This is a genomic window from Lentzea sp. NPDC058450 (assembly GCF_042721395.1).
Classification (GTDB): domain Bacteria; phylum Actinomycetota; class Actinomycetes; order Mycobacteriales; family Pseudonocardiaceae; genus Lentzea.
In genome coordinates this window covers 216,730-243,717 of the sequence record NZ_JBHXLO010000006.1, presented here as the reverse complement: position 1 = coordinate 243,717, position 26,988 = coordinate 216,730, and the positions used below count along the sequence as shown (strand labels likewise).

The 26,988-nt window shown below is 69.3% G+C and carries 25 protein-coding genes; 10 read left to right on the top strand and 15 right to left on the bottom strand.

The window, feature by feature from the left end; all coding sequences use genetic code 11:
• The first annotated feature begins 83 nt into the window (after positions 1 to 83).
• Positions 84 to 1,544: an alkaline phosphatase family protein gene (locus ACFWNN_RS12720; RefSeq protein WP_382440031.1), complete on the top strand. Its 1,461-nt coding sequence runs from the start codon at positions 84 to 86 to the stop codon at positions 1,542 to 1,544.
• On the opposite strand, the gene ACFWNN_RS12715 is transcribed toward ACFWNN_RS12720, so the two are convergent.
• On the bottom strand, positions 1,541 to 2,455 hold the full coding sequence (locus ACFWNN_RS12715; protein WP_382440030.1) for an Lrp/AsnC family transcriptional regulator: 915 nt from the start codon (positions 2,453 to 2,455) through the stop codon (positions 1,541 to 1,543). The genes ACFWNN_RS12720 and ACFWNN_RS12715 overlap by 4 nt on opposite strands.
• Positions 2,456 to 2,540: 85 nt before the next feature.
• On the opposite strand from ACFWNN_RS12715, the gene ACFWNN_RS12710 reads away from it, so the two are divergent.
• Positions 2,541 to 3,149 carry a class I SAM-dependent methyltransferase gene (locus ACFWNN_RS12710; protein WP_382440029.1) on the top strand — a complete coding sequence of 203 codons (609 nt, stop codon included), beginning with the start codon at positions 2,541 to 2,543 and terminating at the stop codon, positions 3,147 to 3,149.
• Here the strand turns inward: ACFWNN_RS12710 and ACFWNN_RS12705 are convergent.
• A complete protein-coding gene (locus ACFWNN_RS12705; RefSeq protein ID WP_382440028.1) occupies positions 3,106 to 3,708 on the bottom strand; it encodes a TetR/AcrR family transcriptional regulator in 603 nt (200 codons plus the stop codon). The genes ACFWNN_RS12710 and ACFWNN_RS12705 overlap by 44 nt on opposite strands.
• Positions 3,709 to 3,771: 63 nt before the next feature.
• Here ACFWNN_RS12705 and ACFWNN_RS12700 point away from each other — a divergent pair, with 63 nt between their 5' ends.
• Together ACFWNN_RS12700 and ACFWNN_RS12695 are read left to right on the top strand one after the other, a co-directional pair.
• Positions 3,772 to 4,218 (top strand): DUF1453 domain-containing protein, encoded by a 447-nt coding sequence (locus tag ACFWNN_RS12700; RefSeq protein WP_382440027.1) that lies wholly within the window; start codon positions 3,772 to 3,774, stop codon positions 4,216 to 4,218.
• Positions 4,205 to 5,416, top strand: coding sequence for an aminotransferase class V-fold PLP-dependent enzyme (locus ACFWNN_RS12695; RefSeq protein WP_382440026.1), 1,212 nt, complete (start codon positions 4,205 to 4,207; stop codon positions 5,414 to 5,416). Before ACFWNN_RS12700 ends, ACFWNN_RS12695 begins: the two co-directional genes overlap by 14 nt.
• Here the strand turns inward: ACFWNN_RS12695 and ACFWNN_RS12690 are convergent.
• From ACFWNN_RS12690 to polA, 4 genes are all read right to left on the bottom strand, one after another.
• Entirely contained in the window at positions 5,397 to 6,464 is a 1,068-nt protein-coding gene (locus ACFWNN_RS12690) for an Hsp70 family protein (RefSeq protein WP_382440025.1), read from the bottom strand. The genes ACFWNN_RS12695 and ACFWNN_RS12690 overlap by 20 nt on opposite strands.
• Before the next feature lie 41 nt (positions 6,465 to 6,505).
• A complete protein-coding gene (locus ACFWNN_RS12685; RefSeq protein ID WP_382440024.1) occupies positions 6,506 to 7,138 on the bottom strand; it encodes a precorrin-3B C(17)-methyltransferase in 633 nt (210 codons plus the stop codon).
• A 9-nt stretch (positions 7,139 to 7,147) separates the two neighbouring features.
• Entirely contained in the window at positions 7,148 to 8,305 is a 1,158-nt protein-coding gene (locus ACFWNN_RS12680) for a glycosyltransferase (RefSeq protein ID WP_382440023.1), read from the bottom strand.
• A gap of 157 nt (positions 8,306 to 8,462) precedes the next feature.
• Positions 8,463 to 11,243 carry a DNA polymerase I gene (polA, locus tag ACFWNN_RS12675; protein ID WP_382440132.1) on the bottom strand — a complete coding sequence of 927 codons (2,781 nt, stop codon included), beginning with the start codon at positions 11,241 to 11,243 and terminating at the stop codon, positions 8,463 to 8,465.
• Here polA and ACFWNN_RS12670 point away from each other — a divergent pair.
• Together ACFWNN_RS12670 and ACFWNN_RS12665 are read left to right on the top strand one after the other, a co-directional pair.
• Positions 11,242 to 11,601, top strand: coding sequence for a PaaI family thioesterase (locus ACFWNN_RS12670; RefSeq protein ID WP_382440022.1), 360 nt, complete (start codon positions 11,242 to 11,244; stop codon positions 11,599 to 11,601). The genes polA and ACFWNN_RS12670 overlap by 2 nt on opposite strands.
• 106 nt (positions 11,602 to 11,707) lie before the next feature.
• A complete protein-coding gene (locus ACFWNN_RS12665) occupies positions 11,708 to 12,880 on the top strand; it encodes an alpha/beta hydrolase family protein (RefSeq protein WP_382440021.1) in 1,173 nt (390 codons plus the stop codon).
• A 690-nt stretch (positions 12,881 to 13,570) separates the two neighbouring features.
• On the opposite strand, the gene ACFWNN_RS12660 is transcribed toward ACFWNN_RS12665, so the two are convergent.
• From ACFWNN_RS12660 to ACFWNN_RS12640, 5 genes are all read right to left on the bottom strand, one after another.
• Positions 13,571 to 14,287, bottom strand: a complete 717-nt coding sequence (locus tag ACFWNN_RS12660; protein ID WP_285639176.1) for an ABC transporter ATP-binding protein — start codon at positions 14,285 to 14,287, stop codon at positions 13,571 to 13,573.
• Positions 14,284 to 15,102: an ABC transporter ATP-binding protein gene (locus ACFWNN_RS12655; RefSeq protein WP_382440020.1), complete on the bottom strand. Its 819-nt coding sequence runs from the start codon at positions 15,100 to 15,102 to the stop codon at positions 14,284 to 14,286. The genes ACFWNN_RS12660 and ACFWNN_RS12655 overlap by 4 nt, the downstream gene beginning before the upstream one ends.
• Positions 15,099 to 16,823 carry a branched-chain amino acid ABC transporter permease gene (locus ACFWNN_RS12650; protein ID WP_382440019.1) on the bottom strand — a complete coding sequence of 575 codons (1,725 nt, stop codon included), beginning with the start codon at positions 16,821 to 16,823 and terminating at the stop codon, positions 15,099 to 15,101. Before ACFWNN_RS12650 ends, ACFWNN_RS12655 begins: the two co-directional genes overlap by 4 nt.
• Entirely contained in the window at positions 16,820 to 17,734 is a 915-nt protein-coding gene (locus ACFWNN_RS12645) for a branched-chain amino acid ABC transporter permease (protein ID WP_382440018.1), read from the bottom strand. Before ACFWNN_RS12645 ends, ACFWNN_RS12650 begins: the two co-directional genes overlap by 4 nt.
• 77 nt (positions 17,735 to 17,811) lie before the next feature.
• Positions 17,812 to 19,041, bottom strand: coding sequence for a branched-chain amino acid ABC transporter substrate-binding protein (locus ACFWNN_RS12640; protein ID WP_382440017.1), 1,230 nt, complete (start codon positions 19,039 to 19,041; stop codon positions 17,812 to 17,814).
• A 226-nt stretch (positions 19,042 to 19,267) separates the two neighbouring features.
• Here ACFWNN_RS12640 and ACFWNN_RS12635 point away from each other — a divergent pair, with 226 nt between their 5' ends.
• Positions 19,268 to 20,029 carry a hypothetical protein gene (locus ACFWNN_RS12635; protein WP_382440016.1) on the top strand — a complete coding sequence of 254 codons (762 nt, stop codon included), beginning with the start codon at positions 19,268 to 19,270 and terminating at the stop codon, positions 20,027 to 20,029.
• A gap of 11 nt (positions 20,030 to 20,040) precedes the next feature.
• Entirely contained in the window at positions 20,041 to 20,898 is an 858-nt protein-coding gene (locus tag ACFWNN_RS12630; protein WP_382440015.1) for a hypothetical protein, read from the top strand.
• 1 nt (position 20,899) lies between these two features.
• Here ACFWNN_RS12630 and ACFWNN_RS12625 read toward each other — a convergent pair whose 3' ends face one another.
• The 4 genes from ACFWNN_RS12625 to ACFWNN_RS12610 form a co-directional block, all read right to left on the bottom strand.
• Positions 20,900 to 21,511, bottom strand: a complete 612-nt coding sequence (locus tag ACFWNN_RS12625; RefSeq protein WP_285639166.1) for an ANTAR domain-containing response regulator — start codon at positions 21,509 to 21,511, stop codon at positions 20,900 to 20,902.
• 42 nt (positions 21,512 to 21,553) lie between these two features.
• A complete protein-coding gene (locus tag ACFWNN_RS12620) occupies positions 21,554 to 22,375 on the bottom strand; it encodes a hypothetical protein (protein ID WP_382440014.1) in 822 nt (273 codons plus the stop codon).
• A gap of 200 nt (positions 22,376 to 22,575) precedes the next feature.
• Positions 22,576 to 23,115, bottom strand: coding sequence for a hypothetical protein (locus ACFWNN_RS12615; protein WP_382440013.1), 540 nt, complete (start codon positions 23,113 to 23,115; stop codon positions 22,576 to 22,578).
• A 56-nt stretch (positions 23,116 to 23,171) separates the two neighbouring features.
• The gene (locus tag ACFWNN_RS12610) at positions 23,172 to 23,528 is read right to left on the bottom strand and encodes a PLDc N-terminal domain-containing protein (RefSeq protein WP_382440131.1); all 357 of its coding nucleotides are present in this window, start codon (positions 23,526 to 23,528) and stop codon (positions 23,172 to 23,174) included.
• Positions 23,529 to 23,979: 451 nt separating this feature from the next.
• Here ACFWNN_RS12610 and ACFWNN_RS12605 point away from each other — a divergent pair, with 451 nt between their 5' ends.
• Positions 23,980 to 25,566, top strand: coding sequence for a thiamine pyrophosphate-binding protein (locus ACFWNN_RS12605; RefSeq protein WP_382440012.1), 1,587 nt, complete (start codon positions 23,980 to 23,982; stop codon positions 25,564 to 25,566).
• A gap of 29 nt (positions 25,567 to 25,595) precedes the next feature.
• Entirely contained in the window at positions 25,596 to 26,975 is a 1,380-nt protein-coding gene (locus ACFWNN_RS12600; protein WP_382440011.1) for a glycosyltransferase family 39 protein, read from the top strand.
• Positions 26,976 to 26,988: the final 13 nt, after the last annotated feature.

Below are 26,988 nucleotides of genomic sequence, written 5' to 3'. Positions count from 1 at the left end.
TGTACTGACAACCGTCGAAGCCCGGGTGAACTTCGGGCGCTCGTCATTGCTGAAAACGAGTGCAGCCCGCAAGCCTGCCTGTCATGACAAGAGCTGCTCTCGCGTTACTGCTGCCTCTCCTGCTGGTGACCCCGGCTGCTGTCGCGGCACCGGCGAAGACGCCGAAGGTGCTCGTGATCGGGCTCGACGGCGCCCGGTACGACAAGCTCGTCAACGGCGACACCCCGAACGTGCGGGCGCTGCTGAACCGCGGGTACGGCGCCCGCAGCGCGCTGTACGGGTCGGGCATGGCCCAGACGTCCAGCGGCCCCGGCTGGTCGACGATCCTCACGGGTGTGTGGCCGGACAAGCACAAGGTCAAGGACAACTCCTTCTCCGGCAACGCCCTCACGTCGTACCCGAGCTGGCTGGAGCGCGCGAACACGGCGAACCCGGGCCTGTCGACGTACGCGGCGGTCGACTGGAAGCCGATCAGCGACCAGATCCTGCGCACCGGCCAGGACCGCAAGTACGTCCTCGACGGCGATGCGGCCGGGTACACCGGTTCGGACGAGAAGATCACCATCGACGCCGAGCAGCACCTGCGTTCGGACGCGGCCGACGCGTCGTTCGTCTACCTCGGCCAGATCGACATCGCGGGCCACAACTACGGCGCCGACTCCTCGCAGTACGCGGCCGCGATGCGCACCAACGACGCGCAGATCGGCCGTCTCGTCCGCGCGATCGAGTCGCGGTCCACGTACGCGTCCGAGGACTGGCTGATCATGATCACCACCGACCACGGCCACACCGCGTCCGGCGGGCACGGCGGTGACTCGCCCGAGGAGCGCATGACGTTCGTGATCTCGACCGGTGCCGCTCGCCCGGCCGTGGCGCCGAAGCTCGTGGACGTGGCGGCGTCCGCGCTGAAGCACCTGGGCGTCTCCGCCTCGCTGGACGGCTACGCGCTCGGCAGCGCACCCGTCGACCCGTTCGACTCGGTGACGCTGAAGCCGCGTCAGGACGAGACCGGCGTGCCGGCGTCGGTGCTGGGCTGGACGCGGCAGGGCCCGGCCGGGTGGACGGTCACCACGGCGTCGTCGATGCCGCAGGGCGTGGCGGAGTGGCAGGGCTGGTCGTTCATCACCGACGACTTCTGGACCCGCGCCGCGCCGTCGCAGTCGCGTGAGGCCAACGTGCGCTCCCGTGGCGTCTTCGCCGTCGCCGACCCGGACGAGTGGGACGACAAGGGTTCGCCGTCCTCCAGCGGCAGGTTCGACTCGACGCTCACCTCGCCCGCCTACGACGTGACCGGCAGGTCGAGCGTTCGCCTCGACTACTTCTCGCACTACCTGCAGGAGGGCACGCAGCGCGGCACGGTCTCGGTGTCGTTCGACGGCGGTCCCGCGCGGGTCGTCCGCACGCACGACGCGGACGGCATCGCGCAGCAGGTGTCGCTGACCGCGGCCGTGCCCTCCGGTGCGCGCACGGCCCGCGTCTCGTGGCGGCTCTTCGACGCCGGCAACAACTGGTACTGGGCGGTCGACGCCCCGCGCCTGTCCTAGGTCGCCCGCTTCAGGGTGCGCAGCACCGGAGCGGCCTCGAGTTCGCTGACGCCGTCGAGAACTCCGATGCTCTCCGTCTGATAGCGGTAGAGATCGCCGCTGCCACGGCAGGTCACGCTGGCGACGAGGTTCGCCGGGCCTGTCGTGGCCGCTGCGAAGTACACCTCCGGATGAGTGGAGAGCGCCGCTCCAACGGAGGCGAGATGGCGTGGCTGCACGCGCATCCACAGCCGGGCCTGCGTGGCGAACCCGAGCAGCGCGGGGTCGGCGTCGAGCTGCAACTCCAGCACGCCGGTCCGTCTGAGGTGCTCGACCCGGCGGCGGGCGGTCGACTCGGAGGTGCCTGCCTTCGTCGCCAGCTCGCTGAACCCGGCGCGGCCGTCGGCGTGCAGGACCGCGAGGAGCTGTTCGTCGAGCGGTGTGAGTTCGGTCGGCGGGTCGAAGGGGAGTTCCGGGCGGAGAGCCGCCTCTTCTTCTTCGGTGAGGCACGCGATGCCGCGCCACGTTCCCGGTGACGCGAAGCCGCGCAGGATGCTGTGCGCGCTCACGTCCACCAGCCGTCGGGGCAGGCGGTCCAGCAGGAGCTCGTCGGCGGTCTCCACCTGTTGCAGGCAGGAGATCTCGGTGCCGCCGGACATGAGGTGCACCCAGAACGTGTCGGGGCGCCGGGCGAGCGCCTGCGCCAGCACCGGTCCGGCGTCCGGGGTGCAGCGCAGTCGCAACGTCCAGGCGTGGTGGCCGAGCCGGAACCGGTTGAGCGCGCCCCGCACCCGCACGCCGTTCTCCCGGAGCCGCTGGTGGCGGCGGGCCACCGTGTGCTCGGAGACGCCGAGCACTGCGGCGATCTTCGCGAACGGCGCGCGGCCGTCGATCTGCAGCGCGTGGACCAGCTTCCGATCGAGGGATTCCACCGCGATGACGGTAGTTGAAGATGGTTTCCGCCGCCTTGCCGGTCGTGGGCGCCGGATTGACGTTGCCGAACTCCAGGCTGGGCGCATGGTCGATTTCGAGGAGTTCTACCGCGGCGGGCAGCTGGTCGAGGGCGTGCCGAACAACGGCGTGCCGTGGGACATCGGTGCGCCGCAACCGATCGTCGTCGCGTGGGAGGCCGCCGGGCGGTTCCGCGGGCACGTGCTGGACGCCGGGTGCGGCACCGGCGACAACGCGCTCTTCCTCGCCTCGCAGGGACATCAGGTCACCGGCGTCGACATCGCGCCGACCGCCATCGAGATCGCCCGCGGCCGGGGTGACGGTGTCGAGTGGGTCGTCGGGTCGGCGTTCACCGGTCCGTTCGGCACCGTGCTGGCGAGCGCGTTGTTCCACTGCGTGCCGCCGGACGAACGGCCCGGGCTCGCGGTGGCGTTGCGGGAGGCGGCGGCCGCCGGGGCGTTGCTGAACCTGACCTCGCTCGCGGTCGACGGCGGACCGTTCGCCGTGACCGAGGACGAGCTGCGGACCGCACTGACCGGCGCCGGCTGGGAGATCACCCGGTTCGAGCGGGACGAGATCGTGCTGAACGGCGTGGACGGCCTGCCCTCGCTGCCGGTGTGGATCGTGGAAGCTACCGCAGCGAGTCGAGGTGGCCGCGCAGCACCGACACCGTGAGCTCCGGGGTCATCCGGTCCGGGTGCAGCACGCCGTCCACGGTCAGGCCGTTGAGCAGCGACGCGAGCCGTTCGGTCTCCAGCGCGAGGTCGTGCGCGGCCGCGATCGTGCCCGCCTCGGACATCACCTTCAGCGCGCGGGCGCACAACGTCCGCAGGCCGTCGTAGAGCCGTTCCGCGTGCGGCCGCAGCGACGGGCGGGTGCGCGCGGCGGTCGCGAAGGCCAGCCACAGCACGGCCTCGTCGCGCCGCCGGTCGTCGAGCGGGAGCAGTTCGGAGAGCACGCGTTCGCCCGGACGACGGGGATCGTCCTTGTCCCGCAACGACCGCACGTGCGTCATGACGCGTTCGTCGATCGAAGCGATGAGGAACTCGACGGCGAAGATGACCATGGCGTCGTGGCTGTCGAAGTAGTGGCGGATCGACCCGATGGACAGGCCCGCCTCCATCGCGACGTTGCGCAGCGACGCCTGTTCGACGCCGTCGCGCACAACCACGCGGAACACCGCCTCGGCCACGGCTCGGCGACGGGCGACGGGATCGACGACTCTCGGTGACACCTCCTTTTTGTAGCATGACCCTGCTAGTTTAAGTAGCAGGGTCATGCTACTTAGGGGGTCGTCATGACATATCTGCTGATAGCGGCCGGTGTGGTGTACGTGCTGGTGCGCCGGTTCCGGGGGGAACCGCTCAACGCCCGGGACCTGCTGGCGCCGCCCGCGTTCCTGTTGTTCTTCGGCGTCCGCGCGGTCGAGGAGTTCCACCTCCTCTACCTGTTGCCGCTGGTGGCGGGGTTCGCGTTCGGGGCGTTCCGGGGGATGACGATCAGGCTGTTCGAGCGCGACGGGCACCTGTGGCAGCGGTACACGCCGTGGACGGTGGTCGTGTGGGTGACGTCGATCGGGGTGAGCCTCGGGCTGGGGCTGCTGGTCGGCGGGCACGCGCCGACGCAGCTGTCGATCGGCGTGAGCATGCTCGGCGAGCTGTGCGTGGTGGGCGCGAAGGCCTTGAACACGGGCCTGCCGTTCGCGCCGGAACGGGTGTCCAATGGACGCCATGGAGCGTCGTGATTTCCTGGTGGGGGCCGGACTTCTCGCCATCGCGCCGACCGCGTCCGCGGCGGCGCCGGGACTGGACTGGGGCGCCGTCCGCCGTGAGTTCCGGCTCGATCCGGCGCTGACCAACCTGGGGCTGTTCTACCTGGCGTCGAACCCGCGCGAGGTCCGGGACGCGGTGGAGGAGTTCCAGCGCAGGCTCGACGCCAACTCGCACGACCTGATGCCCGAGGAGGCGCAGAAGGTCGCCGAGGCGCTCGGGCAGTACGTCGGGGGCGCGGCGGACGACATCGCGTTCGTGCCGAACACGACCATGGGGCTCTCGATCGTCTACGGCGGCCTGAAACTGCGTCCGGACCAGGAACTGCTGCTCAGCGACCAGGACCACGCGTGGCACCAGCAGGCGGCCCGGCTCGCGGCGGGACGGGTCGGCGCGAAGGTCAGGGTGGGCACGCTCTACGAGAGCTCGGCGAAGGCCACCGAGGACGAGATCGCGACACGGCTGCGGAACTCCATCACGCCGCAGACCCGGGCCGTCGGCATCACGTGGGTGCAGTCGAGCACGGGTCTGCGGATGCCCGTGCGGGCGTGTGCATCCGTTGTGGCGGAGGCGAACCGTGGCCGCAAGTCGGAGGATCGGTGTCTCCTCGTCGTAGACGGCGTGCACGGGCTGGCGGCGGTGGACGACGACGCGGCCCGGCTGGGGGCGGACGTGTTCGTCGCCGGCACGCACAAGTGGCTGTTCGGGCCACGCGGCACCGGCATGGTGTGGGTGAACCCCGAGGTGAACGGCGAGATCGCGCCGATGCTGCCGAGCCTGAGCGACCGCAGCACCACGGCGTTGCTCGGGCCCGGCGGCTTCCACGCGTTCGAGCAGTACTTCGCGGTCGCGGCGGCGGTGCGGTTCCACCAGCGCCTCGGCCGCCCGCAGGTGGCCGCGCGGATCGCCGAGCTGTCCGCGCGGTTCGCCGCCGGGATCGCGGAGATCCCCGGCGCCGTCGTGCACACGCCGACGTCGTTGTCCGCCGGTCTGGTGTGCTTCGACGTGCCGGGGTCGACCGGGCCCGAGCTCGTGCAACGGCTGGCGGACAAGAACATCCAGATCACCACGGCCGCCTACCGGATCCCGTACGCGCGGATCGGCACGTCGATCCTGAACACGCCGGAGGAGATCGACCGGACCGTGCGGGAGATCAGCGCTCTGGCCCGATGAAGCTCGGCAACTCGGCCACGCCCGGTGGTTCGAGCTGCACGCTGGTGTTCTCCATCTTCTTCATCTGCGGCTCGTTCATCGCGTCGTGCGCGAACCATCCTCCTCCGAGGACGAGCACAATCAGTCCGGCCGCGATGAACGCCGTGGTCGGGAGGCGTCGTTGTGGTTCCTCTTCCTTGCGCGGCAGGGGAACCTCGGCGGTGGGCTGCTCGTCGGGTGCGGGTTCCAGCTGCACGGCTTCGAGGTAGGCGCCCGTCGCGGCCGCGCCGTCGGGGGCCCGCAGCACCGGGATGCGCAGCCGTTCCGCGATCTCCCTCGCCACCAGGGGAATCCGGGACGATCCGCCGACGAGCAGCACCACGTCGGGCTTCTCCAGACCCGCGCTCGCGACGACGCGTTCCAGCGCGTCGACCGCGAGCTCGACCGACGGCCGGATGACCGACTCGAACTCCAGGCGGCTCAGCCTGACCTCGCGCATCTCCCCGTTCGTTGCCAGATAAGGGATTCTGACCTCCGGGTAGCTGCCGAGGAGCTCCTTCGCCTCGACGCAGCTGCGCACCAGCTCACGGCTGTGCGTGCCGATCTTCGCGATGACGTGCTCGGTGACGAGACCGTCGAGGGCGAAGCCGCCGATCTCGACGCGTTCGGGCTGACCGGCGAGCAACAGCACGCCCTGCTTGCGCAGCACCGTGATGTCGCAGCCGGTGGCACCGAAGTCGAACACCACCACCGTGCTGTGCTCGGGCATCCGCGCGTCGGCGTCGAACGCGATCGCGGCGGCGTGCGGTGCGGGCACGAACAGCACGTCCGCGCGCCCCGCGTCGATGAGGTCCTGGCGCAGCTGTTCGAGGTGTTCGTGCGGCCAGCACAGCGGATGGGTCATGGCCACCCGGCTCGGCGGCTCCCCGTGCCGGCGCGCTAGGTCGTCGAGGAGGGTCGCGACCTCCCTGGCCGGCGCCTGCTGACGGCGGCCGCTGGTCGTGACGCCACCGCCGGTGGCGACGGTGGCGCCTGCGGATCCGAGATCGAGCCCAACCTGGTACGACATGGTGGTCACCCCTCACTGCGGACACCCACCACACGTACGTCTCACTTGGTCTGGTTCAACTGTTCCGCGAGCTGCTTCGCCTCGTCCGCCGTGAACTTCCCGGAGATCTCCGTCGTGCCACCGGTGATCGGCGACTGGATGGTGGGCGCGCTGAGCACCCGTCCGTTGATCAGGATCGCGACCTGCTTCTGCACGTTGGCCGTCGTGAAGTCGCCCCACGTCCTCGCGCCCTCGGCGTCGAACTCGATCGTGATCACGTGGCCGCCGCCGTTCGGGCTGAACGAGGACGTGGCCTTGGCGATCCGCTCACCGTCGAGGGCGACCGGGCCCAGGTCGTACCGGTACTCACCGGCGTCGCACGTCACCAGCGGCGCGGCGGCGTCGTCGTGGCCGACCAGCGGATCCGGGGCACCGCAGTCGAACGCTTCCAGCGCCGCCTTGCGGACGGTGTCGTCCGTGCTCTGCCGCTTGCTCTTCGCCGCCTGGACCGCCGGGTCGTTCGCCTCGTTCTGCGGCACCGGGTAGCCGGAGGACGGCTTGGACGTCGGCTCCGCGCTCGTCACCACCCGGAAGGTGAGCTTGCCGGTCAGCCAGGCCTGCTTGGTCGGCACACCCTGTTCGGTGGCCGTGCAGGCGCTGACGAAGAGCAGGAGCACCGCGGCGAGGATCCTCATGTCGTTGGCTTACCACGACATCAGGCGCTCCGCCGCGACTTTCGCACCGTCGGTGCGGACCTGTGCGGAGACCTTCCCGGCTTGGCCGGCGAGTTCCAGCACCTCGGCGAGGATCTCCGCGGTGACCGCGGCCGACGCACGGCCGATGTCCAGCCGTTCCACCTGGGCGCCCCAGTAGTACTGGTCGTACATGTGCGGCAGCACGAGCTGCGGCCTGCCCGCCGCCGCGGCCGTCGTAGTGGTGCCCGCGCCGCCGTGGTGCACGATCGCGGCCGTGCGGCGGAACAACGCCTGCTGGTTCACCTCCCCGATCGAGAGGCAGTCGCCGGCGTCGTCGGGGAGTTCCAGGCCCGCCCACCCTCGTTGCAGGACAACGCGTTTGCCGATCTTGCGGGCTGCGTCGACGGCTTCGCGCGCGGTGTCCTGGGCGCCGCGCATGCTGCCCAGGCCGAAGTAGATCGGTGGTTCTCCGGCGTTCAGGAACGCTTCGAGGTCAGCGCTCAACGGGCGCCGGTCGTCGGTCAGCCAGGCGCCGGTCTGGATCAGCTCGCCCGGTCCCGGCCACGGGCCGAGCACCGGGTCCGCGGCGAGCCACGGGTCGTCGCCGAAGATGTGGTCGCGGACGTCGTCGATCGGGGCGAGGCCGAGCTTCGCGCGTTCGGCGTTGAGGGTGTCGCGGGAGCTCACGAAGTACTGGCGGTGCCGCTCCCACTGCGCGAGGTTCTCGTCCGGGGTGCCGTTCGCCGGGACGCGGCCCAGCATCGCGGGTGGCGCGTGGTGCGGTGAGGGCAGCGTGTTCGCGCAGAAGCTCGCGTACACGTACCGCGCCCCGATGCTCTCCGCGACGGACCTGGTCGCGTGCTGCAACGCGCCGCCCGCGACCAGCACGTCGGCGTCGCCTGCCGTCTTCGTCATGACCCGGAACTGCTCCCGGACGGACTCCTCGGCGAGCCTGCGCAGCTCGTCGGGCGTGGTCTTGACGATCTTCGTGTCGCGGAGGACCGGGCCCACCGGCGTGAACTTCAGGCCGTTGCCGGTGACCAGCTGCTCGAAGTCGGGCGGGGCGACGACGTGGACGTCGTTGCCGAGCGCCTGGAGCTGCACGGCGAGTGCCGTGACCGGCTGCGCCTCGCCGCGCGACCCGATCGTGGACAGCAGAAACCGCATGGTGAAAACCCCTCAATCCCTGGTCAGGGCACGAATTGTGGGGCCGGCACCTGGTCTTGCGGCAAGTCCCCCCACCGGCTATAAGTTGGGGTGGGGAGAGAAACGACAGCCCGCCCGAGCACCTGGCTCAGGCGGGCTGACTCGCGTTTCGAGGCCCTTAGTGGGCCGCGTCGTCCCAGGAGCGGCCGACGCCGACCGAGACCTCCAGCGGCACCAGCAACTGGTAGGCGTTGCCCATCTGGTCGCGCACGAGGGCCTCCACGGCCTCGCGCTCGCCCTCGGCGACCTCCAGCACCAGTTCGTCGTGGACCTGCAGGAGCATCCGCGACCGCAGGCCCGACTCCTCCAGCGCCTTGTACACGCCGAGCATGGCCACCTTGATGATGTCGGCGGCGCTGCCCTGGATCGGCGCGTTGAGGGCCATCCGCTCGGCCATCTCGCGGCGCTGGCGGTTGTCCGACGTCAGGTCGGGTAGGTAGCGGCGGCGGCCGAGAACGGTCTCGGTGTAGCCGTCCTTGCCGGCCTTCTTCACGATCTCGTTGAGGTAGTCGCGCACGCCGCCGAAGCGGTTGAAGTACGCCTCCATCTGCTCGCGGGCCTCCTCCGTCGGGATGCGGAGCTGCTGCGACAGCCCGAACACCGACAGGCCGTACGCGAGGCCGTACGACATCGCCTTGATGCGGCGGCGCATCTCGCCCGTCACCTCGGAGGTGGGGATCGAGAACGCCTGCGACGCCACGTAGGTGTGCAGGTCCTCGCCCGAGTTGAAGGCCGCGATCAGGCCCTCGTCGCCGGACAGCGTCGCCATGATCCGCATCTCGATCTGGCTGTAGTCCGCGGTCATCAGCTCCGCGTAGCCGTCGCCGACGACGAACGCCTGGCGGATGCGGCGGCCCTCGTCCGTGCGGATCGGGATGTTCTGCAGGTTCGGGTCCGTCGAGGACAGCCGGCCCGTCGCGGCGATCGTCTGGTGGAACGTCGTGTGGATGCGGCCGTCGTCGGCCACCGACTTCAGCAGGCCGTCCACAGTGGACTTCAGCCGGGTGACGTCCCGGTGCGACAGAAGGTGCTGCAGGAACGGGTGCTCGGTCTGCTCGAACAGGTTCTGCAGCGCGTCCGCGTCCGTGGTGTAGCCGGTCTTGGTCTTCTTCGTCTTCGGCATGTTCAGCTCGTCGAAGAGGACCGCCTGCAGCTGCTTCGGGCTGCCGAGGTTGATCTCCTTGCCGATCACCGAGTACGCGTCCTGCGCCGCCTGCTTCACGCCGGCCGCGAAGTGCGCCTCCAGCTCGGAGAGGTGGTCGACGTCGATCGCGATGCCGACGGCCTCGACCTCGTCGAGCACGTTCATCAGCGGCAGCTCGATCTTCGCGAGCAGGTCGGTGCCGCCGATGGTGACGAGCTCCTCGTCCAGGCGGTCCGCGAGCTCGGCGACGGCCCGCGCGCGCAGGATCGTGCTGGTGGCGACCTTCTGCGCCTCCTCGGACTCGTCGGCGAGCAGCGACAGCTGGCCGTCACCGGACTCCTCGGCCCGCAGCTCGCGCTTGAGGTAGCGCAGCGCCAGGTCGTCCAGCGCGAACGACCGCTGGCCGGGCCGCACCAGGTAGGCGGCCAGCGCCGTGTCGGAGGAGAGGCCGCGCAGCTTCCAGCCGCGGGCGCGCACGCGGCGCAGCGGCAGCTTCAGGTCGTGCCCCGCCTTGGCGATCTTCTCGTCGGCGAGCCACTTCGCGAGCGCCTGCTCGTCCGCCTCGTTCAGCTGCGTGACGTCGACGTAGCCGCCCTCGCCGTCGGCCGTGCAGAGCGCGACGCCCTCCAGGTCCGTGGTGATGCGCAGCGCGACGCCGACGCGGGTCTTGCTCGCGTGCTCGGCCAGCCACTTCTTCAGCGTGCCCGCCGGAACCGCGCCGCCGGAGACCTCGAAGCCCTCCTCGGCCTCGGGTTCCGCGGTCGTCAGCGTCTGGAAGAGACGGTCGCGCAGGACGCGGAACTCCAGCTCGTCGAACAGGCGGTGCACCGCGTCGCGGTCCCACTGCTGCACCTCGAGGCCGTCGATGGTGTACGGCAGCTCGACGTCCTTGATCAGCTCGGTGAGCTGGCGGTTCATGATGATGTTCGCCAGGTTGCCGCGCAGGGCCTCGCCGACCTTGCCGGGCACCTCGTCGACGCGGTCGACCAGCTCGTTGAGCCCGCCGAACTGGTTGAGCAGCTTGATGATCGTCTTCGGCCCGACGCCGGGGGTGTTCGGCAGGTTGTCCGAGCTGTCGCCGCGCACCGCCGCGTAGTCCGCGTACTGGTCGGGCCGCACGCCGTGCTTCTCCTCGACGTAGGCCGGCGTGAACCGGCCCATCTCGGACACGCCCTTGACCGGGTAGAGCACCGTCACCTTGTCGTTGACCAGCTGGAACGCGTCCCGGTCGCCGGTGACGATCTCGACCTCGATCCCCTGCTCCACGGCCTGCGTGGTGAGGGTCGCGATGATGTCGTCCGCCTCGTAGTTCTCCTTCTCCATGGTCGGGATGGCCAGCGTGGCCAGCACGTCCTTGATCAGGGAGACCTGGCTGCGGAACTCGTCCGGCGTCTTGGTGCGCCCGGCCTTGTACTCGGGGTACTGCTCGGACCGGAAGGTCTTGCGCGACACGTCGAACGCCACCGCGACGTGCGTGGGCTGCTCGTCCCGCAGGATGTTGATCAACATGGACGTGAACCCGTACACGGCGTTCGTGACCTGGCCCGTCTTCGTCACGAAGTTCTCGGCGGGCAGGGCGTAGAACGCTCGGTAGGCCATCGAGTGACCGTCGATGAGCAGGAGCCGCTTCACGTCTGAGTGAGTCACGAGCCCGAGTCTAGGGTGGGGGTCTGACAGTTTCGCTTGAGCCCTTGGAGCGCGCGTGACCCCGGACCTGCCAATCGAGTTCGCCGACGAGCAGTTGCACGTCCGCATGGGCATCGAAATCACCCGATGGGATGTCCAGGAGATGGTCGGCACGATGCCGGTCAAGGGCAACCGCCAGCCGTTCGGTCTCCTCCACGGCGGCGCCAACGCCGTCCTCGCGGAACAGCTGGGCTCCATCGCCTCGGCGATGCACGCCTCCCAGCACGACCTCATCGCCGTGGGCCTCGAACTCTCCTGCACCCACCACCGGGCCGCGCGCGAAGGCACCGTCACGGGTGTGGCCCGCCCGATCCACCTGGGCCGCAGCACCACCACCTACGAGATCGTGATCACCGACGAGGACGGCAAGCGCACCTGCACGGCCCGCCTCACCTGCCTCCTGCGCCCCAAGCCACCGGGCGCCTGACCGCCGCCCAGGCCGGTCATCTGCGGTACCGCCCTGCGGTAAACCCCACCTCGGTTGTGCGGTTCACCCCAGTGCGCACCCAAGATCATCCCGAGATCGTGGGTCCATGACCTTCACGACTCGACTGACAGCAGCAGTCCTGTGCGGTGCGGTGGTCGCGGCCCCGGTCCCGGCCACCGCGTCCGCCCACCCGGCTCGCGGCAGCCTCCTCGACGTCGTCCCGGTGTCCACGCTGGACACCACCCAGTTGGTCAAGTACCTGGGGGACCACGCCTTGGACGCTTCGCGCGTCCGCTTCGCCGTCGACGCGAAGCGCATCACCTACCGCACCATCGACGCGTTCGGCGATCCCACGACCGCGAGCGCACTGATCGCCCTGCCGCGCAACGGCGACCGCACACCCCGCCAGGCCACGTGGCTGCACGGCACCACCGGCTACCGGGGTTCCGTCGCGTCCGTCGCCGACGGCAACGACAGGGCCGCCACCTACCTGTTCGCCTCGGCGGGCTACCTGACGACGGCCCCTGACTATCTCGGCCTGGGCACCGGCCCCGGCTTCCACCCGTACGTGGACGCGAAGTCCACCGTCACGGCCTCCGTGGACGCCCTCAGAGCGGCCCGCGAGTACGCCGCCTCCCAGGGCCTGCGTCCCGACCGGCGCGTCATGATCACCGGTCACTCCCAGGGCGGGCACGCGGCCATGGCGCTGGGCGAGGCGGTGCAGAACGGCGCCGACAGGCACCTGGAGGTAGGCGCCCTGGCCCCGATCGGCGGCCCGTTCAAGCCCAGCCTGCTGGTCGGCAGGGCGCTGAACGGCGAGATCTCCAACGGCGTCGCGTACATGGCGTACTGGACCGTCGCCTGGAACCGCCTCTTCCACCTCTACGACGACGCGGCCGAGGTCTTCCGCGACCCGTCGATCGAGAAGCTCTTCGACGGCGAGCACCGCAACGAGGACATCTTCCCGCGCCTCCCGGCAACGATGCCGGAACTCCTGACAGACACCTACGCCGCCCGCCTGCGCCACCCGACCGGCGTCCTGAGAACAAAACTCCGCGAAGCCGACAGCACCTGCGACTGGCGCCCGCGCGTCCCCGTCACGATCTACTCCTCGTCAGGCGACCGCGACACGCTCCTGGAAACCTCCGCCTACTGCGACCAGCGCCTCAAACAACGCCACGCCCGCAGCACGCTCGTAGACCTGGGCGCCACCGTCAACCACGGCCAAGCGGCCAAGCTGGCCCTGCCCCGCATCCTGGCCGACTTCGACCGAACCTGATCCCAGCAGCCACCCGAAGCCGGGGCGGAGAACCCCTCCGCCCCACCGCCTCAACGCAGACGGCTTCCGGAATCCACCACCTGACCGCCCAACCTCAAGCCCAGCAGCAAAGCGCCGAACCGCCCCGCCAGCGCCAACCACCCCGGTTCCCCAGCACGCCAACCATTGCGGCACCCCGCCGCGCAAAGCCAAGCCACAGCGAACAACCCGCCCGCCCGAGCGGCGTGAGCGGCAGCCCCCAGGCCGGCCAACCCAAAGCAGACATCGGTAAGGGCGTCCTGACGATTCCGGCGCCGCTTGACCCCTGAGGGCGCGGTGCTGATCACCGGTGGCACGGATGGTCTGGGCTCCGGGCTGGCCCGTCATCTGGTGACCGTGCGCGGAGTCCGGCAACCCACCCATTCCAGCCCCACCACCGCAGGCAGTCCCAACGCCCCAGACAAACCAAAGCGGCACCCCACCTGCCCAAGCCACGTGAGCGGCAACTCACCCCCGCCCGCCAACCCCAAAGCAGGCAACCCACCCAACCGCACCACGTGCACACCGCAACCCGCCCACACCATCGCAGGCAGTCCCACAGCAGGCAGCCCCACCCGCACCAACCAACCCCGCAGGCGACCCCACCCCACTCCGGGCAAACGAAAGCGGGGCGGAGGAAATCCCCCACCCCGCCCCGCACAGCACGAACCCTCAGTGAGCCTCACCCAGGTACGCGTCGCGCACCCGCTGGTCGGCCAGGAGCGAGTGCCCCGGACCGTCCAAAGTGGTCTTACCGAGGTCGATCACGTAGCCGTGGTCCGACAACGCCAGGGCCGCCAGCGCGTTCTGCTCCACCAGGAGGATGGTGGTGCCGAGCGACTGGAGCTCCTTGATGGTGTCGAAGATCCGCTGCGTCATGATCGGCGAGAGACCCATCGAGGGCTCGTCGAGCATCAGCAGGCGGGGCTTCGACATCATCGCGCGGCCGATGGCGAGCATCTGCTGCTCACCACCGGAGAACAGACCGGCCTTGTTGTGCTTGCGCTCCCCCAGGACGGGGAACAGCTCGTACACGCGGTCCATGTCGGCCTGCACGCCGTCGTCCTTGCGGACGTAGGCGCCGAGCTGCAGGTTCTCCTCCACGGTCATCCGCGGGAAGAGCCGGCGGCCCTCGGGGCAGTGCGCGATGCCCTCACCGAGGATCGCGTGCGCCGGGTCGTTGTGGATCGGCTTGCCCTGGAACAGGATCTCGCCGGACGCCGGCCGCAGCAGACCCGAGATGGTGCGCAGGGTCGTGGTCTTGCCCGCACCGTTCGAGCCGATCAGCGACACGATCTGGCCGGCCTCGACCGTGAACGAGATGTCGCGGACGGCCTCGATCGCGCCGTAGGCGACCGAGAGGTTGCGGACTTCGAGCAGCGCGGTCATGCCTGCTCCTCCTCAGCAGCTGCGGCGGCCTCGACGTCGTGCTGGACTTCCTCCGGCGGCTTGCCGAGGTAGGCCTCGACCACCCGCGGGTCCGCCCGCACGACCTCGGGGCTGCCCTCGACGAGCAGTTCGCCCTGCACGAGCACGGAGACCGAGTCGCACAGCCCGAAGATGAACTTGATGTCGTGCTCGATGACGACGACGGAGACACCCGTCTCGCGGATGCGGAAGATCAGCTGCTGCGTCGCTTCCGTCTCCTGCGGGTTCATGCCCGCGGTGGGCTCGTCCAGCAGCAGCACCGCCGGGTCCGTCGCCAACGCGCGCGCGATCTCCAGACGGCGCTGGTCGCCGTACGGGAGGTTGCGCGACAGCTCGTCGTCCAGGTTGTTCAAGCCGACGAACGAGAGCAGCTCCCGCGAACGCTCTCGTGCCGCCCGCTCGCCCTTCTGGTACGCCGGGCCGTGGAACAGCGAGGCCAGCGGGCCCTGCTTCATCCGCACGTGCCGGCCGACCATGACGTTCTCCAGCACGGTCATGCTGGGGAACAGGCGGATGTTCTGGAACGTGCGGGCCACGCCCGCGTCCGTCACCTTCGCCGGGTCGCCGGGCAGGACGTTGCCCTTGAGCAGCACCTGACCGGTGGTCGGCGTGTACAGACCCGTGAGGCAGTTGAAGAACGTCGTCTTCCCCGCGCCGTTCGGGCCGATCAGGCCGACGATCTTGCCTTCGTCGAGCGTCAGGGTGACGCCCTTCAACGCCTTGAGGCCACCGAAGACCATCGAGACGTCGCGCGCCTCCAGAACTGGCGTGCTCACGCCTTCGCCTCCTTCGGCCCGACGTGCGCCTCGTCGATCGGCGCACCGTCAACATCCTCGCCCGCGAGCTCGGCCCGGCGATGCCGGTCCGGAATGAGGCCCTGCGGACGGAACCGCATGATCAGGATCAGCGCGAGGCCGAAGATCATGAGGCGGTACTCCTCGAAGTCGCGCAGCTTCTCGGGCAGCACGAACAGCAGCGCCGCACCGAGCACGGCGCCCGGGATGGAGCCCATGCCGCCGAGGATGACCGCGGCGAGGAGCGTGACCGACTCGAGGAACTTGAACGACTCGTACGAGACGGTGCCGTTCTTGTGCGCGAACACCGCGCCCGCGAGACCCGCGAGCATGGCACCGATGAGGAACGCGAGGATCTTCATCTTGCCGGTGCGGATGCCCATCGCGCGGGCGGCGTCCTCGTCCTCGCGGATCGCGATCCAGGCACGGCCGATGCGGCTGAACTTGAGGTTCGCGAACACCGCCATCGTCGCCGCGACGAGCAGCACGATGAGGATGTAGTAGAGGACACCGGCGGGGAGCTTCACGGCGCCGATCGAGATCGACCTGTTGAACTCCGCGCCGAACAGCGACAGCGCCGGGATGCCCGGGATGGCGTTGGAGCCGTTGGTGATGCCGGCGATGTTGTTCTGCGCGGAACGGGTGAAGATCTCACCGAACGCGAGCGTCACGATCGCGAGGTAGTCACCGCGGACCCGCAGCGTCGGCGAACCGACGACCGCGCCGAAGATGCCGGCCACGATCGCGGCGATCACCGCGGCGACCGGGAACGGCAGCGTGATGCCGAAGTGCGCCGTCGCGGCACCGGAGAAGTTCGCCGCCACGAGGGCGCCGATGCCCATGAACGCCACGTACCCGAGGTCGAGCAGACCCGCGAGACCGACGACGATGTTCAGGCCGATCGCGGTGGCGGCGTAGATGCCGATGTTCGCCGCGACCGTCATCCAGTACTCGTTGCCCGCCTCGGTGAACGGCAGCAGCAGCGCGCACGCCGCCAGCACGATCACGCTGAACACGCGGTGCTGCTCGGACAGTGCCGAGAGCCAGCGGACGAACCCGACGCCGCTCAGTGCCGCGAGCAGACCCGCGGCGAACCCGAGGAACGACAGGAAGATCGCGCCCGCGTACGGGTTCGCGGTACCGACGCCACCGGTGGTCAGCATCGCGGCCACGGCGTAGAGCACCGCGGCGAACGACACCAGCAGCGCCAGGTAGGCGACCGGGGTGGAGACCTTGAAGTTCCAGTCCTGCACCGGCTCGATGCCGATGCCGTACCCGGCGAGGATCACCAGGACACCGGCGACGATGCCGACGACACCACCGAACGCGGTGGCACCGTCGAGGGCCGTGATGGCACCGAGGCCACCGCCCTTGACCGTGATGTACGCGGCGTTGACGAACGACACCAGCGCGACGCCCCAGCCGAGCGCCCGGACGACCCGGCCGCGCGAGGGGATCGGCGCGAAGGTCGCGATGAGCACGAGCACGCCGAGCACCAGCAGGTGCCAGCGGAACCCGGTGACCAGGAACGGCGCGTCGAAGAACTGGAGCGTTGACTTGTCGGGCCAGTTGCCGTCGTTGAGGCTGAACGTGACCCAGGGCAGCAGTGCCGCGACGATGGCGAGGACGCCACCGACGATCGCGAACGGCTTGCCGAGCGGTGCGAGGGCGGAGCGCTTCGCAGAACTGTCAACCGTGCTCATGCGCGCACCCTTTCCGGCTCGCCGAACAGACCCTGCGGGCGGAAGACGAGCACGAGGATCAGCACGACGAAGATCCACACGTAGTCGTACTGGGTGCCACCCGGCATGTACTGGCCGGACAGGGTCTTGATCAGACCGATGATGAAGGCACCGATGACCGCGCCGCGGATGCTGCCGACGCCACCCAGGACGGCCGCCGTGAAGGCGAAGATGCCGTTCTGGAAGCCCATGTCGATGTTGATGTTGTTCAGGTAGCCGCCGAACATGACGCCCGCGACGCCCGCGAGCACGGCGCCGATCACGAAGGTCAGCACGATGACGCGGTCGGGGTTGACGCCCATCAGCTTCGCGGTGTCGGGGTCCTGCGCGGTGGCGCGCATCGCCCGGCCCATCCGCGACCTGTTGATGTAGGTCTGAAGGATGATCGACAGACCGACCGACAGCACGACGAGCAGCACGCCCGTCCACGCGATGTTGATCGAACCGAGGGTCAGGTTCCCTTCCGGGAACACCTTCGGGTAGGGCAGGTTGGACGTGGCGTTGGGGTACCAGACGCGCACGGCTTCCTGCAGGAACACGGACACGCCGAGCGCGGTGATGAGGGGCGCCAGGCGAGGCGCGCCACGCAGCGGGCGGTACGCGAACCGTTCCATGATCAGGGCGACGACGACCGCCACCACGATGCCGCCGACGAACATGAGCGGCAGAGCCACGGCAGGCGACTTCTTGAGATCGTCAGGAAGAAGCGTGAACGTGGCGAGGCCTCCGTACGAGGCCACCATGAAAACCTCGCCGTGGGCGAAGTTGATCAGCTGGATGATGCCGTACACCATCGTGTACCCGAGGGCGATCAGGGCGATCAACGCACCCTGAATGACCCCGTTGGCCAGCTGTTGGAGCAGGACTGACACGACTACCTCCGTAGACGGCGGGGGCGAGCAAAGAACGCCCGCCCCCGCCGTGGCTCAATCAGTAATTAGGTAGTCGATCAGCCGGTGAACTCGCCGGTCTGAACGTCCTTCCACTTGCCAGAGGTGACCTGGTAGACGGTCAGGACCTTGTTGGTGCTGTCGCCGTACTGGTCGAACTTGACCGCACCGGTGGCGCCGGAACCGCTGTAGGCACCGACGTTGGTCAGCATCGCGTCACGCTTCGAGTCGTCCCACGCGGAGCCACCCTCGAGGGTCTTGGCCAGACCACCGATGATCGCGTTCGCCGCGTCGTAGGAGAACGCACCGTAGGCGGCGTAGTCCTCCTTGCCGAACTTCGCCTTGTACGCGTCGACGAAGGCCTTGGCCGTGGCCAGGGACTCGGTCGGGGCGCCGACGGAGGTGGCGAGGTCGCCCTCCTTGCCGCCGAGCTCGATGAACTTGCCGTCGTAGATGCCGTCGCCGCCCATCAGCGGAACGTTGAGGCCGTTGGACGCCATCTGCTTGGACAGCGGGCCGGCGACCGGGTACTCACCGCCGTAGTAGACCGCGTCCGGGTTCAGCGCCTTGATCTTGGAGATGACACCGGAGAAGTCGGTGTCCTTCTCGCCGACCTTCTCGGAGCCGACGATCTTGCCACCCTTCTTGGTGACCTGCTTCGACAGCTCGGCCGCCAGGCCCTCACCGTAGGTCTTGCCGTCGGTGATGATGGCGATGTTCTTCTTGCCGGCCTTCTCGACGAGGTAGTTGGCCGCGTACGGGCCCTGCAGGTCGTCGGTGGTGCAGACGCGGAAGTAGTTGTCGAACTGGCGCTTCGGGGCCGTCAGGAAGTCGTTGCCCCTGGTCAGCGACGGGTTGGTGTTCGCGGGCGACACCTGGGGGATCTTCTTGTCCCGCAGGATCGGCTGCACCGTCTGGGCCACGGACGAGTTCAGCGTGCCGACGACACCCACGACGTTCGGGTCGGTCGACAGCTTGGTCGCGGCCTGGGCGCCCTTGGCGGGGTTGGCCTCGTCGTCCTGGGCGGACACGGTCAGCTTGAAGCCCGGAACCGTGCACTTCTTGTTCGCCTCGTCCACGGCGAGCTCGGCGGACTGCTTGATGCCGATGCCGAGAGCGGACAGGTTCCCGGACAACGGGGCGACAACACCGACGGTCAGAGTGCCCTTCGACGTGTCGCAGCTGCCCCCGCTGGTGCCGCCGCCCTCGGTCTTGTTCGAGCCACAGGCTGCAAGAACAAGCAGCGAGGCACCGACGATCGCTGCGGACTTCACAGAGTGCTTACGCACGTGATGTCCCTCCTATATCCCTGCTCCCGGCAAACGCGAGATCTCCGCGCGCCGCTCCATCACCCTCTCCTGAGGGATGGCCGGAACCTAGGCGATGACTGTGACCGCAGTCATCAAAGCCAATGGGCTCGTGACCATAACGCAACGCGGCGTTATGTTTGGTTTAAGGAATGTCACAGACGGTAACACTCGTTCACTCTTTGGACGGCTGTCATAACGTGGACGTATGACTCCGCGTCGCCGAGTGATCACCGCGGTCGGTGCCGCCGCGGTTCTCGTGGCCGCGGTGCTCGCTTTGCGCACCCACGATGATGCCTTGCAGAAGCCCAGTTCAGAGGCCGTTCGCTTAACTAAGTACACAGCGGATTACGTCTCTGTTCCAGATCAACCGGCCCGGCCGAACCCTCCGTCCTCCGGATGGAGCAGCGACGGACGTGTCCAATGGCTTCCTGTCAACGGCGCGGTCGGCTACGAGGTCGGCGGGCGGCTCGTCGCGTCGCCCGAGATCACGGGCTCCGGACGGCCCGAGATCCGGGCCGTGGACGCGTTCGGGCAGCGGTCCGCGCCGGTCAGGGCGGAGGAACGGCCGAGCGACGACGGCTGGCGCAGGGCGGTCGCCGGTTCGATCGACGAGTTCGACGACACGTTCTTCGCACGCCGGTACCACCTGAGCGCACGCGAGGGGTGCGTCAACCCGAGTTCGGGGTCCAACGGCCGGTTGGTGCTCGACATGCCGTGCGGCAACGACACCGCCGTGCTGCGCGCACGGACGTTGCTGCGGCTCAGCGAGTCGCCAGAACTGGGCCGGGTCGTCGTCGTCACGGACGCGGCCGGGCCCCGCGGAAGCTCGTGCTCGACCTGGCGCCCGGAACGCCCGACCGCCTCGGACCCATACCTCCTGCTGATGCGGTGCGCGTGGTGGTGGACGACTCCGTGGCCCCCGGAACACGCGGCGCGGGCGTTCTGCATCGATTCGAGGCGGTGCTGACAGATAACGACGTGAAGGTGTTTCAGGACGGCCTCCAGATCGCGGTTCTCCCCGTCGTGCCGAAGTGGCGGGAGGCAAGCGTGCTGATCGGCGTGACGCCTCCGCCCGGTTATCCGGGACGGGTCGAGATCGACACCGTCGGCATCTCCGGGTCGCGGGGCCCGGAGGCCGAGGCGATCGACACGTCGGTCGTGGCGGGGACGTTGCGCGTGCTCGACCCGGAGGAGGCGGCGCCGGGCATCGGCGTGGCGCGCACACCGCTGCGTGGGGTCCCCTCGGCGCGTCTCCGGACAACGGTGCGATTGGGCAGTGGCGGCGATCCGAACGCGGTGGTCGCGCAGCTCGGGTCGGCGAAGGTGCCGCTGAGGCCGGTCGTGAGCGGCTGGTCCGCGGCGGAGGGCGCCGAGTTGACGCTGGCAGGAGACCTGCCGGCCGAGCTGCTCGGGACCACCGGGCCGGACGCGCTGACGCCGTTCGTGCTGCGGATGCCGGGTGCGGCGCAGGCCGAGGTGGTCGAGAGCTACTTCGAGGTGCCCGGCCGGCCGGAGACGAAGCTCGCCCTCGCCCCTCCCGAGCCACCGCCCGTTTTGCCCGTCATGACCGCTGAGATCACCGCTAAGGGCCCGAACGACGTCACGCTGGCGATCACCCTCGACGCCGCCCACGCACGCTCAGTGGCGCCGATAGCGGGCTACGAGGTGTACGTCGACAACTCTCTCGCGGCGACCATGCCGATTCCGGGTGGCATAGGCGGCCGGCACGAGCTGACTCTCGTGCTGACCGGCCCCCACAACGTCGAAGTCCGCCTGCGCCCCGAGGATCCGGGGCGGCAGACGGACTCCGTGTGGCTCGAACTCGGCCGAGGGTGACTCAGCCGAAGTTCTCGATGACGGCCTCCGCTACGGCCTTCATCGTGGTGCGGCGATCCATGGCGGTGCGCTGCACCCACCGGAACGCCTCCGGCTCGCTCAGACCCTGCTTGGTCATGAGGATGCCCTTGGCCCGTTCCACGGTCTTGCGGGTCTCCAGGCGCTCGGTGAGCCCGGCGACCTCCTGCTCCAGCGCGGCCAGCTCGCTGAACCGGCTCATCGCCAGCTCGATCGCGGGCACGAGGTCCCGCTTGGCGAACGGCTTGACCAGGTACGCCATCGCGCCCGCGTCACGGGCGCGCTCGACCAGGTCGCGCTGGCTGAACGCGGTGAGGATCACGACCGGCGCGATCCGGTTGCCCGCGATGTGCTGCGCCGCCTCGATCCCGTCGACCTTCGGCATCTTCACGTCGAGGATCACCAGATCGGGGTTGAGTTCGGTCGCGAGCTTGATGGCCTCTTCACCATCTGCGGCCTCGCCCGCCACGTCGTAGCCCTCCTCGCGCAGCATCTCCACCAGGTCGAGGCGGATGAGCGCCTCGTCCTCGGCGACGAGCACGCGAGGGGCCTTGCGCGTGGCTTCGGACTGGGCCTCGGCAGCCTGCTGGGTCACCGGGGTCCTCCTGACGATCGTTCCTGCGGGCGAAAGCGCAGTCTACCGGCGGTCAGGCCGCTGATCAGGGTCACCGGCCGTGACGGCAGACACGAACTCCTCGGGCCACGGATAGGTCCGCATGCCCTCCTCGACGTCCTGGGCAGGCGCTTCCTGACGCCGCAGGGTGGTCTGACCCGCGATCCCGAACCCGGGGTGGGCCAGCGCGGCCCTGATCTCGGCCTCGGCCGGACCGCCCGCCCACTCGACGAACCAGGCGCCGCCCATCGGGAGTGCTCGCAACCAGCTGGCGTCATGCCACAGGTGTACCCGGCGCAGGAGAGCGCTCCCAGTGGCCGATTCCGCGACCTCGTCGTCAGTGCCGCCGCCGTCGGTGTACTCGACACCGCGGTGTTCGTGCATCCAGCGCACGTACCGCATGCCTAGGTCCCATGCGTTCTCGTCGACGCCGACCAGCACGACCGCGGCGTCCCCCGTGGTCAGCTCGGCCGACCGCCGGTGCTGCCGGTGCTCCAGACCGGCGACGCCCATGCCGAAGCCGCCCTCGGTGCGCGGCAGCAGTTCGAACAGCAGCGGGCCGAGCGCCCGGTCGTGCAGGTACAGCTTCAGCGTCTCCCCCGGTTCCACCGTCCGGAACGCGTGGGCGGGCCTGACGATGCTCGCGGGCGGCATCAGCTGGAGCATGCTCGCGGCGGTGCAGGCCGCGAGCAGCACCTTGGCTTCGAGCTGGGCCTGCGCCTGTGTGCCGGCCGCGGGCAGGGGCGACTCCCCGTCGCGGACGGCCGGGACCGCCTGGGACAGGTTCTCGCCGGTGTAGGTGCGCCGCAGATCGGCCAGCTGGTCCGTGATGGACAGACGTGCCATGACAGCAGTCCTCGTTTCCGCCGCCCGGCTCGGCAAGACAAGGACGCATGTGTCACGCGTCTACGTGGTCGGTTCGCTTCGCTGAGCAGGAGTTGCTGAACACTGCGGCGGAACGTGCCGCTCACTGCCGGGGAGCGGCTCCAGCCTCACGTCTGCTCGGACGCCACTGACCACGGTACCGGACAGGCGCACCCGGTTTTCTAGTCGGCGCCCACGATCAGCTTGTACTTCACGTCGACCTCTTTGCCGTTCGCCGAACCGCGGATCACGAGCTCGTGCTCCCCGGACGCGGGCGGGGTGATCCACGCGTACAGGCCGCAGCCCACCGAGTTGATCCGGCCGGCCTGCGCGCCGAACGGGTTGCCCGCGCGCGCCTCGTAGGTGAACGGCGTGGCCGACACCCGCGTGAGCGCCTGCGTCGAGCCGTCCATCAGCACCTCGCCCTGCGCGCCCTTCATGAACGTCTCGCAGGAGGCGACGTCGCTCGCGAGGTTCACCACCGGTGCGAGCAGAGGCTTGGAGGCCGGAACGCGGCACTGGCGTTCGACCGCGCCCTCGCCGAGCGACCCGGCGAGCAGCCAGACCTCGACGGGCTGGTCGCGCATGCAGTACCGCCCGGAGGTGTCGGACACCGGGTTGCTCCCGGAGGGCTGGGAGGCCCACGTCCACCAGAGCGCCTGGAAGTCGGCAGGCGCCAGTTTGTCCGAAGTGGACGGCTGAGTGGGGGGTTGTGCCGCCATTTGCGCGTTTCCGCCACAACCGGCGAGCAGAACAACCAAGAACAGCAGGACTATCCTCACTGGTTCTCGCGTCCCTTGCGTCGTTGTTCCTCCGCGCGCTCACGGCAGCGTCGCAGGAAGTCCTCATCGTCGTCAGGATTGCCGGCCGCGAACCGCCCCGGCCGGTCGTACTCGGGATAGGCGGGCGTACCGCGTTCGAAGGCCCCGAATCGCGCCCTTCCGGTCCCCACCACCGGACGGCCCGCGACCAGCCACGCGATCGACCCCACCAAGGGGAACAGCAGGACCAGGAGAAGCCACATCACCTTCGGCAGGTGCCGAACCGAGCCTTCGTCGCTCGTGATGACGTCGACGACCGCGAAGATCGTCAGTCCTATCATCACCACTCCGAACAGCCCACCGAAGTACAGCATCTCCACCCCCAGGTCGTGCGGTCGCGCACATCGTGGCACAGTGGACTGCTCCCTGAACACAGTTCACAGGTCAATCATCGGGCCATAAATTCACAATCCCGTGAATCCCGCCGAAACAAAAGCCGCGAGGCGCCGGAAATGCCGCACGGGCGTTCGACCGCCGTACCTGGGCCTCCTGTCGCGCGCTCGGCCGTCGGGTCCATCTCGGGTGTCGGCCGACCCGCGCAACCAATTCGGCCTGGAGGACGAAAAACCTGAACGTTCGTCCAGAATTCGGGAAGGCCGGCGCGGCGGCCCCAATTGTGTTTCCCACGATTCGAACGGGGTTTCACGGGCCGGAACGTTCACACCGTCCCAGGTGGACTGGAGGCCGTGAGCGAACGTGACGCTGAGCACCAGACCTGCTGGTGATCCGTTGCCCGTCTCGTAAGCGAGCCTTAGCGTCGGACTCATGCCCAAGGGTGCCGAGAGCTTGCTGGACGTACTGGCCGCGCACGACGTCGAGGTGGTGTTCGGTCTCCCGGGCGTTCACAACCTCGCGATCTGGGAAGCGTTGCAACGGCACACAGGCATCCGGATGGTCGGTGTGCGCCACGAACAGACGGCCGTCTACGCCGCCGACGGCTACGCCCGCAGCACGGGCAGGCTGGGCGTCGCGATCGTGACCACCGGCCCTGGCGCCGCGAACACGCTGGGCGCCACCGGCGAGGCGTGGGCGTCCGGCAGCCCGGTGCTCGTGATCGCCACCGACATCCCGTCCACGCTCCGGCGGCCCGGCGTGTACCGAGGTGTCCTGCACGAGACGCGCGACCAGAGGGCGATGTTCGTCCCCGTCACCAAGGCGGCGTTCGACGTTCCCACGGCCGCGGAGCTCCCGTCGTGCACCGACAGGGCCGTGCACGAGGCGCTGCGGAGCCCGCACGGTCCCGTCTACCTGGGCGTGCCGACGGACTTCCTGTCCACCGAGGTCGCCGGGCACACCGTGACGAAGTCCGCCGCAGCGCACGCGGCCGTGGACCTCACCGAAGCCTCGGCCCTCATCGCCGGAGCCGCCCGGCCGTTGATCTGGGCAGGCGGCGGCGCGGCGCGTTCCGGTGCGGGACCGGCCATCGGTGCGTTGGCGGACAAACTCGGTGCGCCGATCATCACGACGTACGGCGCGCGCGGCCTGACGGACAACCCTCACGTCGTGCGCGGCCCCGTGCACGCACCGCCCGTGGGAAAGCTCTGGGACGACGCCGATCTGGTGATCGCGATCGGCACCGACTTCGACGGCATGATGACGCAGAACTGGTTGCAGCCGAAGCCACCCGCCCTGCTCGCCGTCAACATCGACGAGGCGGAGGCGAGCAAGAACTACCCGGCCGACGTCACGCTGGCAGGCGACGCCGCCACCGTCACCACCGCCCTGGCGTCCGCGCTGACCGCCCGGCCGGGTCACCTCGACGTCGCCGCGGTCAACGCCGAGGTCCGCGCGCTGGCGGAGGCCGACTCCCCCGAAGCCGTGAAGTTCCTGCGCGCGCTGGAGAACACGGACGCCACGATCGTCGCCGACATGTGCATCCCCGGCTACTGGATCGGCGGCTTCCACCACGTCACCAAGCCGCGCGGCCTCGCCTACCCGGTCGGCTGGGGCACGCTCGGCTTCGGCTTCCCCGCGGCCATCGGCGCGGCGCTGCACGGCCCCACGATCGCGGTCGTGGGCGACGGCGGTTTCCTCTTCGCCTGCGGAGACCTGGCGACGCTGAAGCAGGAGAACCTCCCGCTCACCGTCGTCCTCGTGGACGACGGCGGCTACGGCATGCTCCGCTACGACCAGCAGGTCGCGAACCACGCCATCAGCGGCGTGGACCTCACCCGCCCCGACTTCGCCAAGCTCGCCGAGAGCTTCGGCATCCCTGCCGTGACGCTCGACGGCTTCGACGATCTCGGGTCTGCCCTCGCCGGCGCCGAGGGCCCGCGCATGATCGTCGTCACCGCGCACCTCCAGCCGCCGATCACCACTTCCCCGCGCTGGTACCGCAAAACCTCCACTTGATCACGCACCCCGTGGGTACCGTCCCGCACATGGGACGTGGGCTGAGAATCGTGCTCATCGTGCAGGCGGCCGTGCTGACCGCGTTGTCCGGCCGCTACGGCTTCCACCGCGACGAGCTCTACTTCCTCGCCGCGGGCAAACGCCTCGACTGGGGCTACGTGGACCAGCCCCCGATCACCCCGCTGCTCGCCCGCCTCACCACGGAGGTCTTCGGCGAGACCCCGGTCGGTCTCCGCGTGATGGCTACCCTGTGCGCCCTGGCCATCACGGTCGTGGTCGCCCTGACCGCGAAGGAACTCGGCGGCGGCACCACGTTCGCGGCAGCGGCCGCCGCCACGTCGAGCTTCGTCCTCGCCGTGGGCCACATGCTCGCGACCGCCACCGCGGACCTCTTGATCTGGGTGGCCCTCGCCTACTTCGCGATCAGGCTCCTGAAGTCGGGCAACGGCCGCTGGTGGCTCGCCATCGGCGCCACGGCGGGCGTGGGCCTGGCGAACAAGTGGCTGCTGCTGATGCTGGTGGCCTCGTTGGGAATCGCGCTCATCGCCGCAGGCCCCCGCGCCGTCCTGCGCACCTGGTGGCTCCCGGCGGGCATCGCGGTGTGCGCCGTCCTGGCCGCGCCGGTCGTGATCTGGCAGGCGCTGCACGACTTCCCGTTGCTCACCGTCGCCAGGGGCATCAGCGAGGACGACGGCACCGAGAACCGCGTCCTGTTCTTCCCCATGCAGATCCTGCTGCTGTCCCCGCTCCTCGTCCCGGTGTGGCTCAACGGCTTCCGCGTCCTCTGGCGCGACACCACCTACCGCTCGATCGCCCTCGCCTACCCCATCCTCTGCGCCCTGTGCCTGATCACCGGCGGCAAGCCCTACTACGCGATCCCATTGCTGCTCGTGCTGACGGCCGCAGGCGCCCACCAGGCCCAAGAATGGCTCCAGCGCAACAAGACGACCGGCCGGGTCCTGACAGCGCTGAGCGTCGTACCGGCCCTGCTCATCTCCCTGCCGATCCTGCCGCCGGGCGCCCTGGGCCCGATCATCGCCGTCAACCCGGAACAGGGCGAACAGGTCGGCTGGCCGGAATTCGCCGCCACGGTCAAGAAAGCGTGGATGGACAACGACCACCCCGTGCTCATCACCCGCAACTACGGCCAGGCGGGCGCCGTCGAGGCCTACGCGGGCGTCCCCGTCTACTCCGGCCACATGTCGTTCTACGACTGGGGACCTCCCCTGGTGACCACGGACAAGGTCCTTCTGGTCGGCTTCGACCGACCACCGTTCGCCGACTGCGAGGTCGTCGCCGAGCACACCAACCCGGTGGAGAACGAAGAAGACGGCACAGAAATCAAACTCTGCACGGCCCCAACAGAACCGTGGGACACCTTCTGGCCAAAGCTCCGCCATTACTACTGAGCTGACAAACTCA

Coding starts and splice junctions, on each gene's coding strand:
- ACFWNN_RS12720 (WP_382440031.1), top strand. CDS start 84: ATGACAAGAGCTGCTCTCGCGTTACTGCTGCCTCTCCTGCTGGTGACC.
- ACFWNN_RS12710 (WP_382440029.1), top strand. CDS start 2,541: ATGGTCGATTTCGAGGAGTTCTACCGCGGCGGGCAGCTGGTCGAGGGC.
- ACFWNN_RS12700 (WP_382440027.1), top strand. CDS start 3,772: ATGACATATCTGCTGATAGCGGCCGGTGTGGTGTACGTGCTGGTGCGC.
- ACFWNN_RS12695 (WP_382440026.1), top strand. CDS start 4,205: ATGGAGCGTCGTGATTTCCTGGTGGGGGCCGGACTTCTCGCCATCGCG.
- ACFWNN_RS12690 (WP_382440025.1), bottom strand. CDS start 6,464: ATGTCGTACCAGGTTGGGCTCGATCTCGGATCCGCAGGCGCCACCGTC.
- ACFWNN_RS12685 (WP_382440024.1), bottom strand. CDS start 7,138: ATGAGGATCCTCGCCGCGGTGCTCCTGCTCTTCGTCAGCGCCTGCACG.
- ACFWNN_RS12680 (WP_382440023.1), bottom strand. CDS start 8,305: ATGCGGTTTCTGCTGTCCACGATCGGGTCGCGCGGCGAGGCGCAGCCG.
- ACFWNN_RS12670 (WP_382440022.1), top strand. CDS start 11,242: ATGGGCATCGAAATCACCCGATGGGATGTCCAGGAGATGGTCGGCACG.
- polA (WP_382440132.1), bottom strand. CDS start 11,243: ATGCGGACGTGCAACTGCTCGTCGGCGAACTCGATTGGCAGGTCCGGG.
- ACFWNN_RS12665 (WP_382440021.1), top strand. CDS start 11,708: ATGACCTTCACGACTCGACTGACAGCAGCAGTCCTGTGCGGTGCGGTG.
- ACFWNN_RS12660 (WP_285639176.1), bottom strand. CDS start 14,287: ATGACCGCGCTGCTCGAAGTCCGCAACCTCTCGGTCGCCTACGGCGCG.
- ACFWNN_RS12650 (WP_382440019.1), bottom strand. CDS start 16,823: ATGAGCACGGTTGACAGTTCTGCGAAGCGCTCCGCCCTCGCACCGCTC.
- ACFWNN_RS12635 (WP_382440016.1), top strand. CDS start 19,268: ATGACTCCGCGTCGCCGAGTGATCACCGCGGTCGGTGCCGCCGCGGTT.
- ACFWNN_RS12620 (WP_382440014.1), bottom strand. CDS start 22,375: ATGGCACGTCTGTCCATCACGGACCAGCTGGCCGATCTGCGGCGCACC.
- ACFWNN_RS12615 (WP_382440013.1), bottom strand. CDS start 23,115: ATGGCGGCACAACCCCCCACTCAGCCGTCCACTTCGGACAAACTGGCG.
- ACFWNN_RS12610 (WP_382440131.1), bottom strand. CDS start 23,528: ATGCTGTACTTCGGTGGGCTGTTCGGAGTGGTGATGATAGGACTGACG.
- ACFWNN_RS12605 (WP_382440012.1), top strand. CDS start 23,980: ATGCCCAAGGGTGCCGAGAGCTTGCTGGACGTACTGGCCGCGCACGAC.
- ACFWNN_RS12600 (WP_382440011.1), top strand. CDS start 25,596: ATGGGACGTGGGCTGAGAATCGTGCTCATCGTGCAGGCGGCCGTGCTG.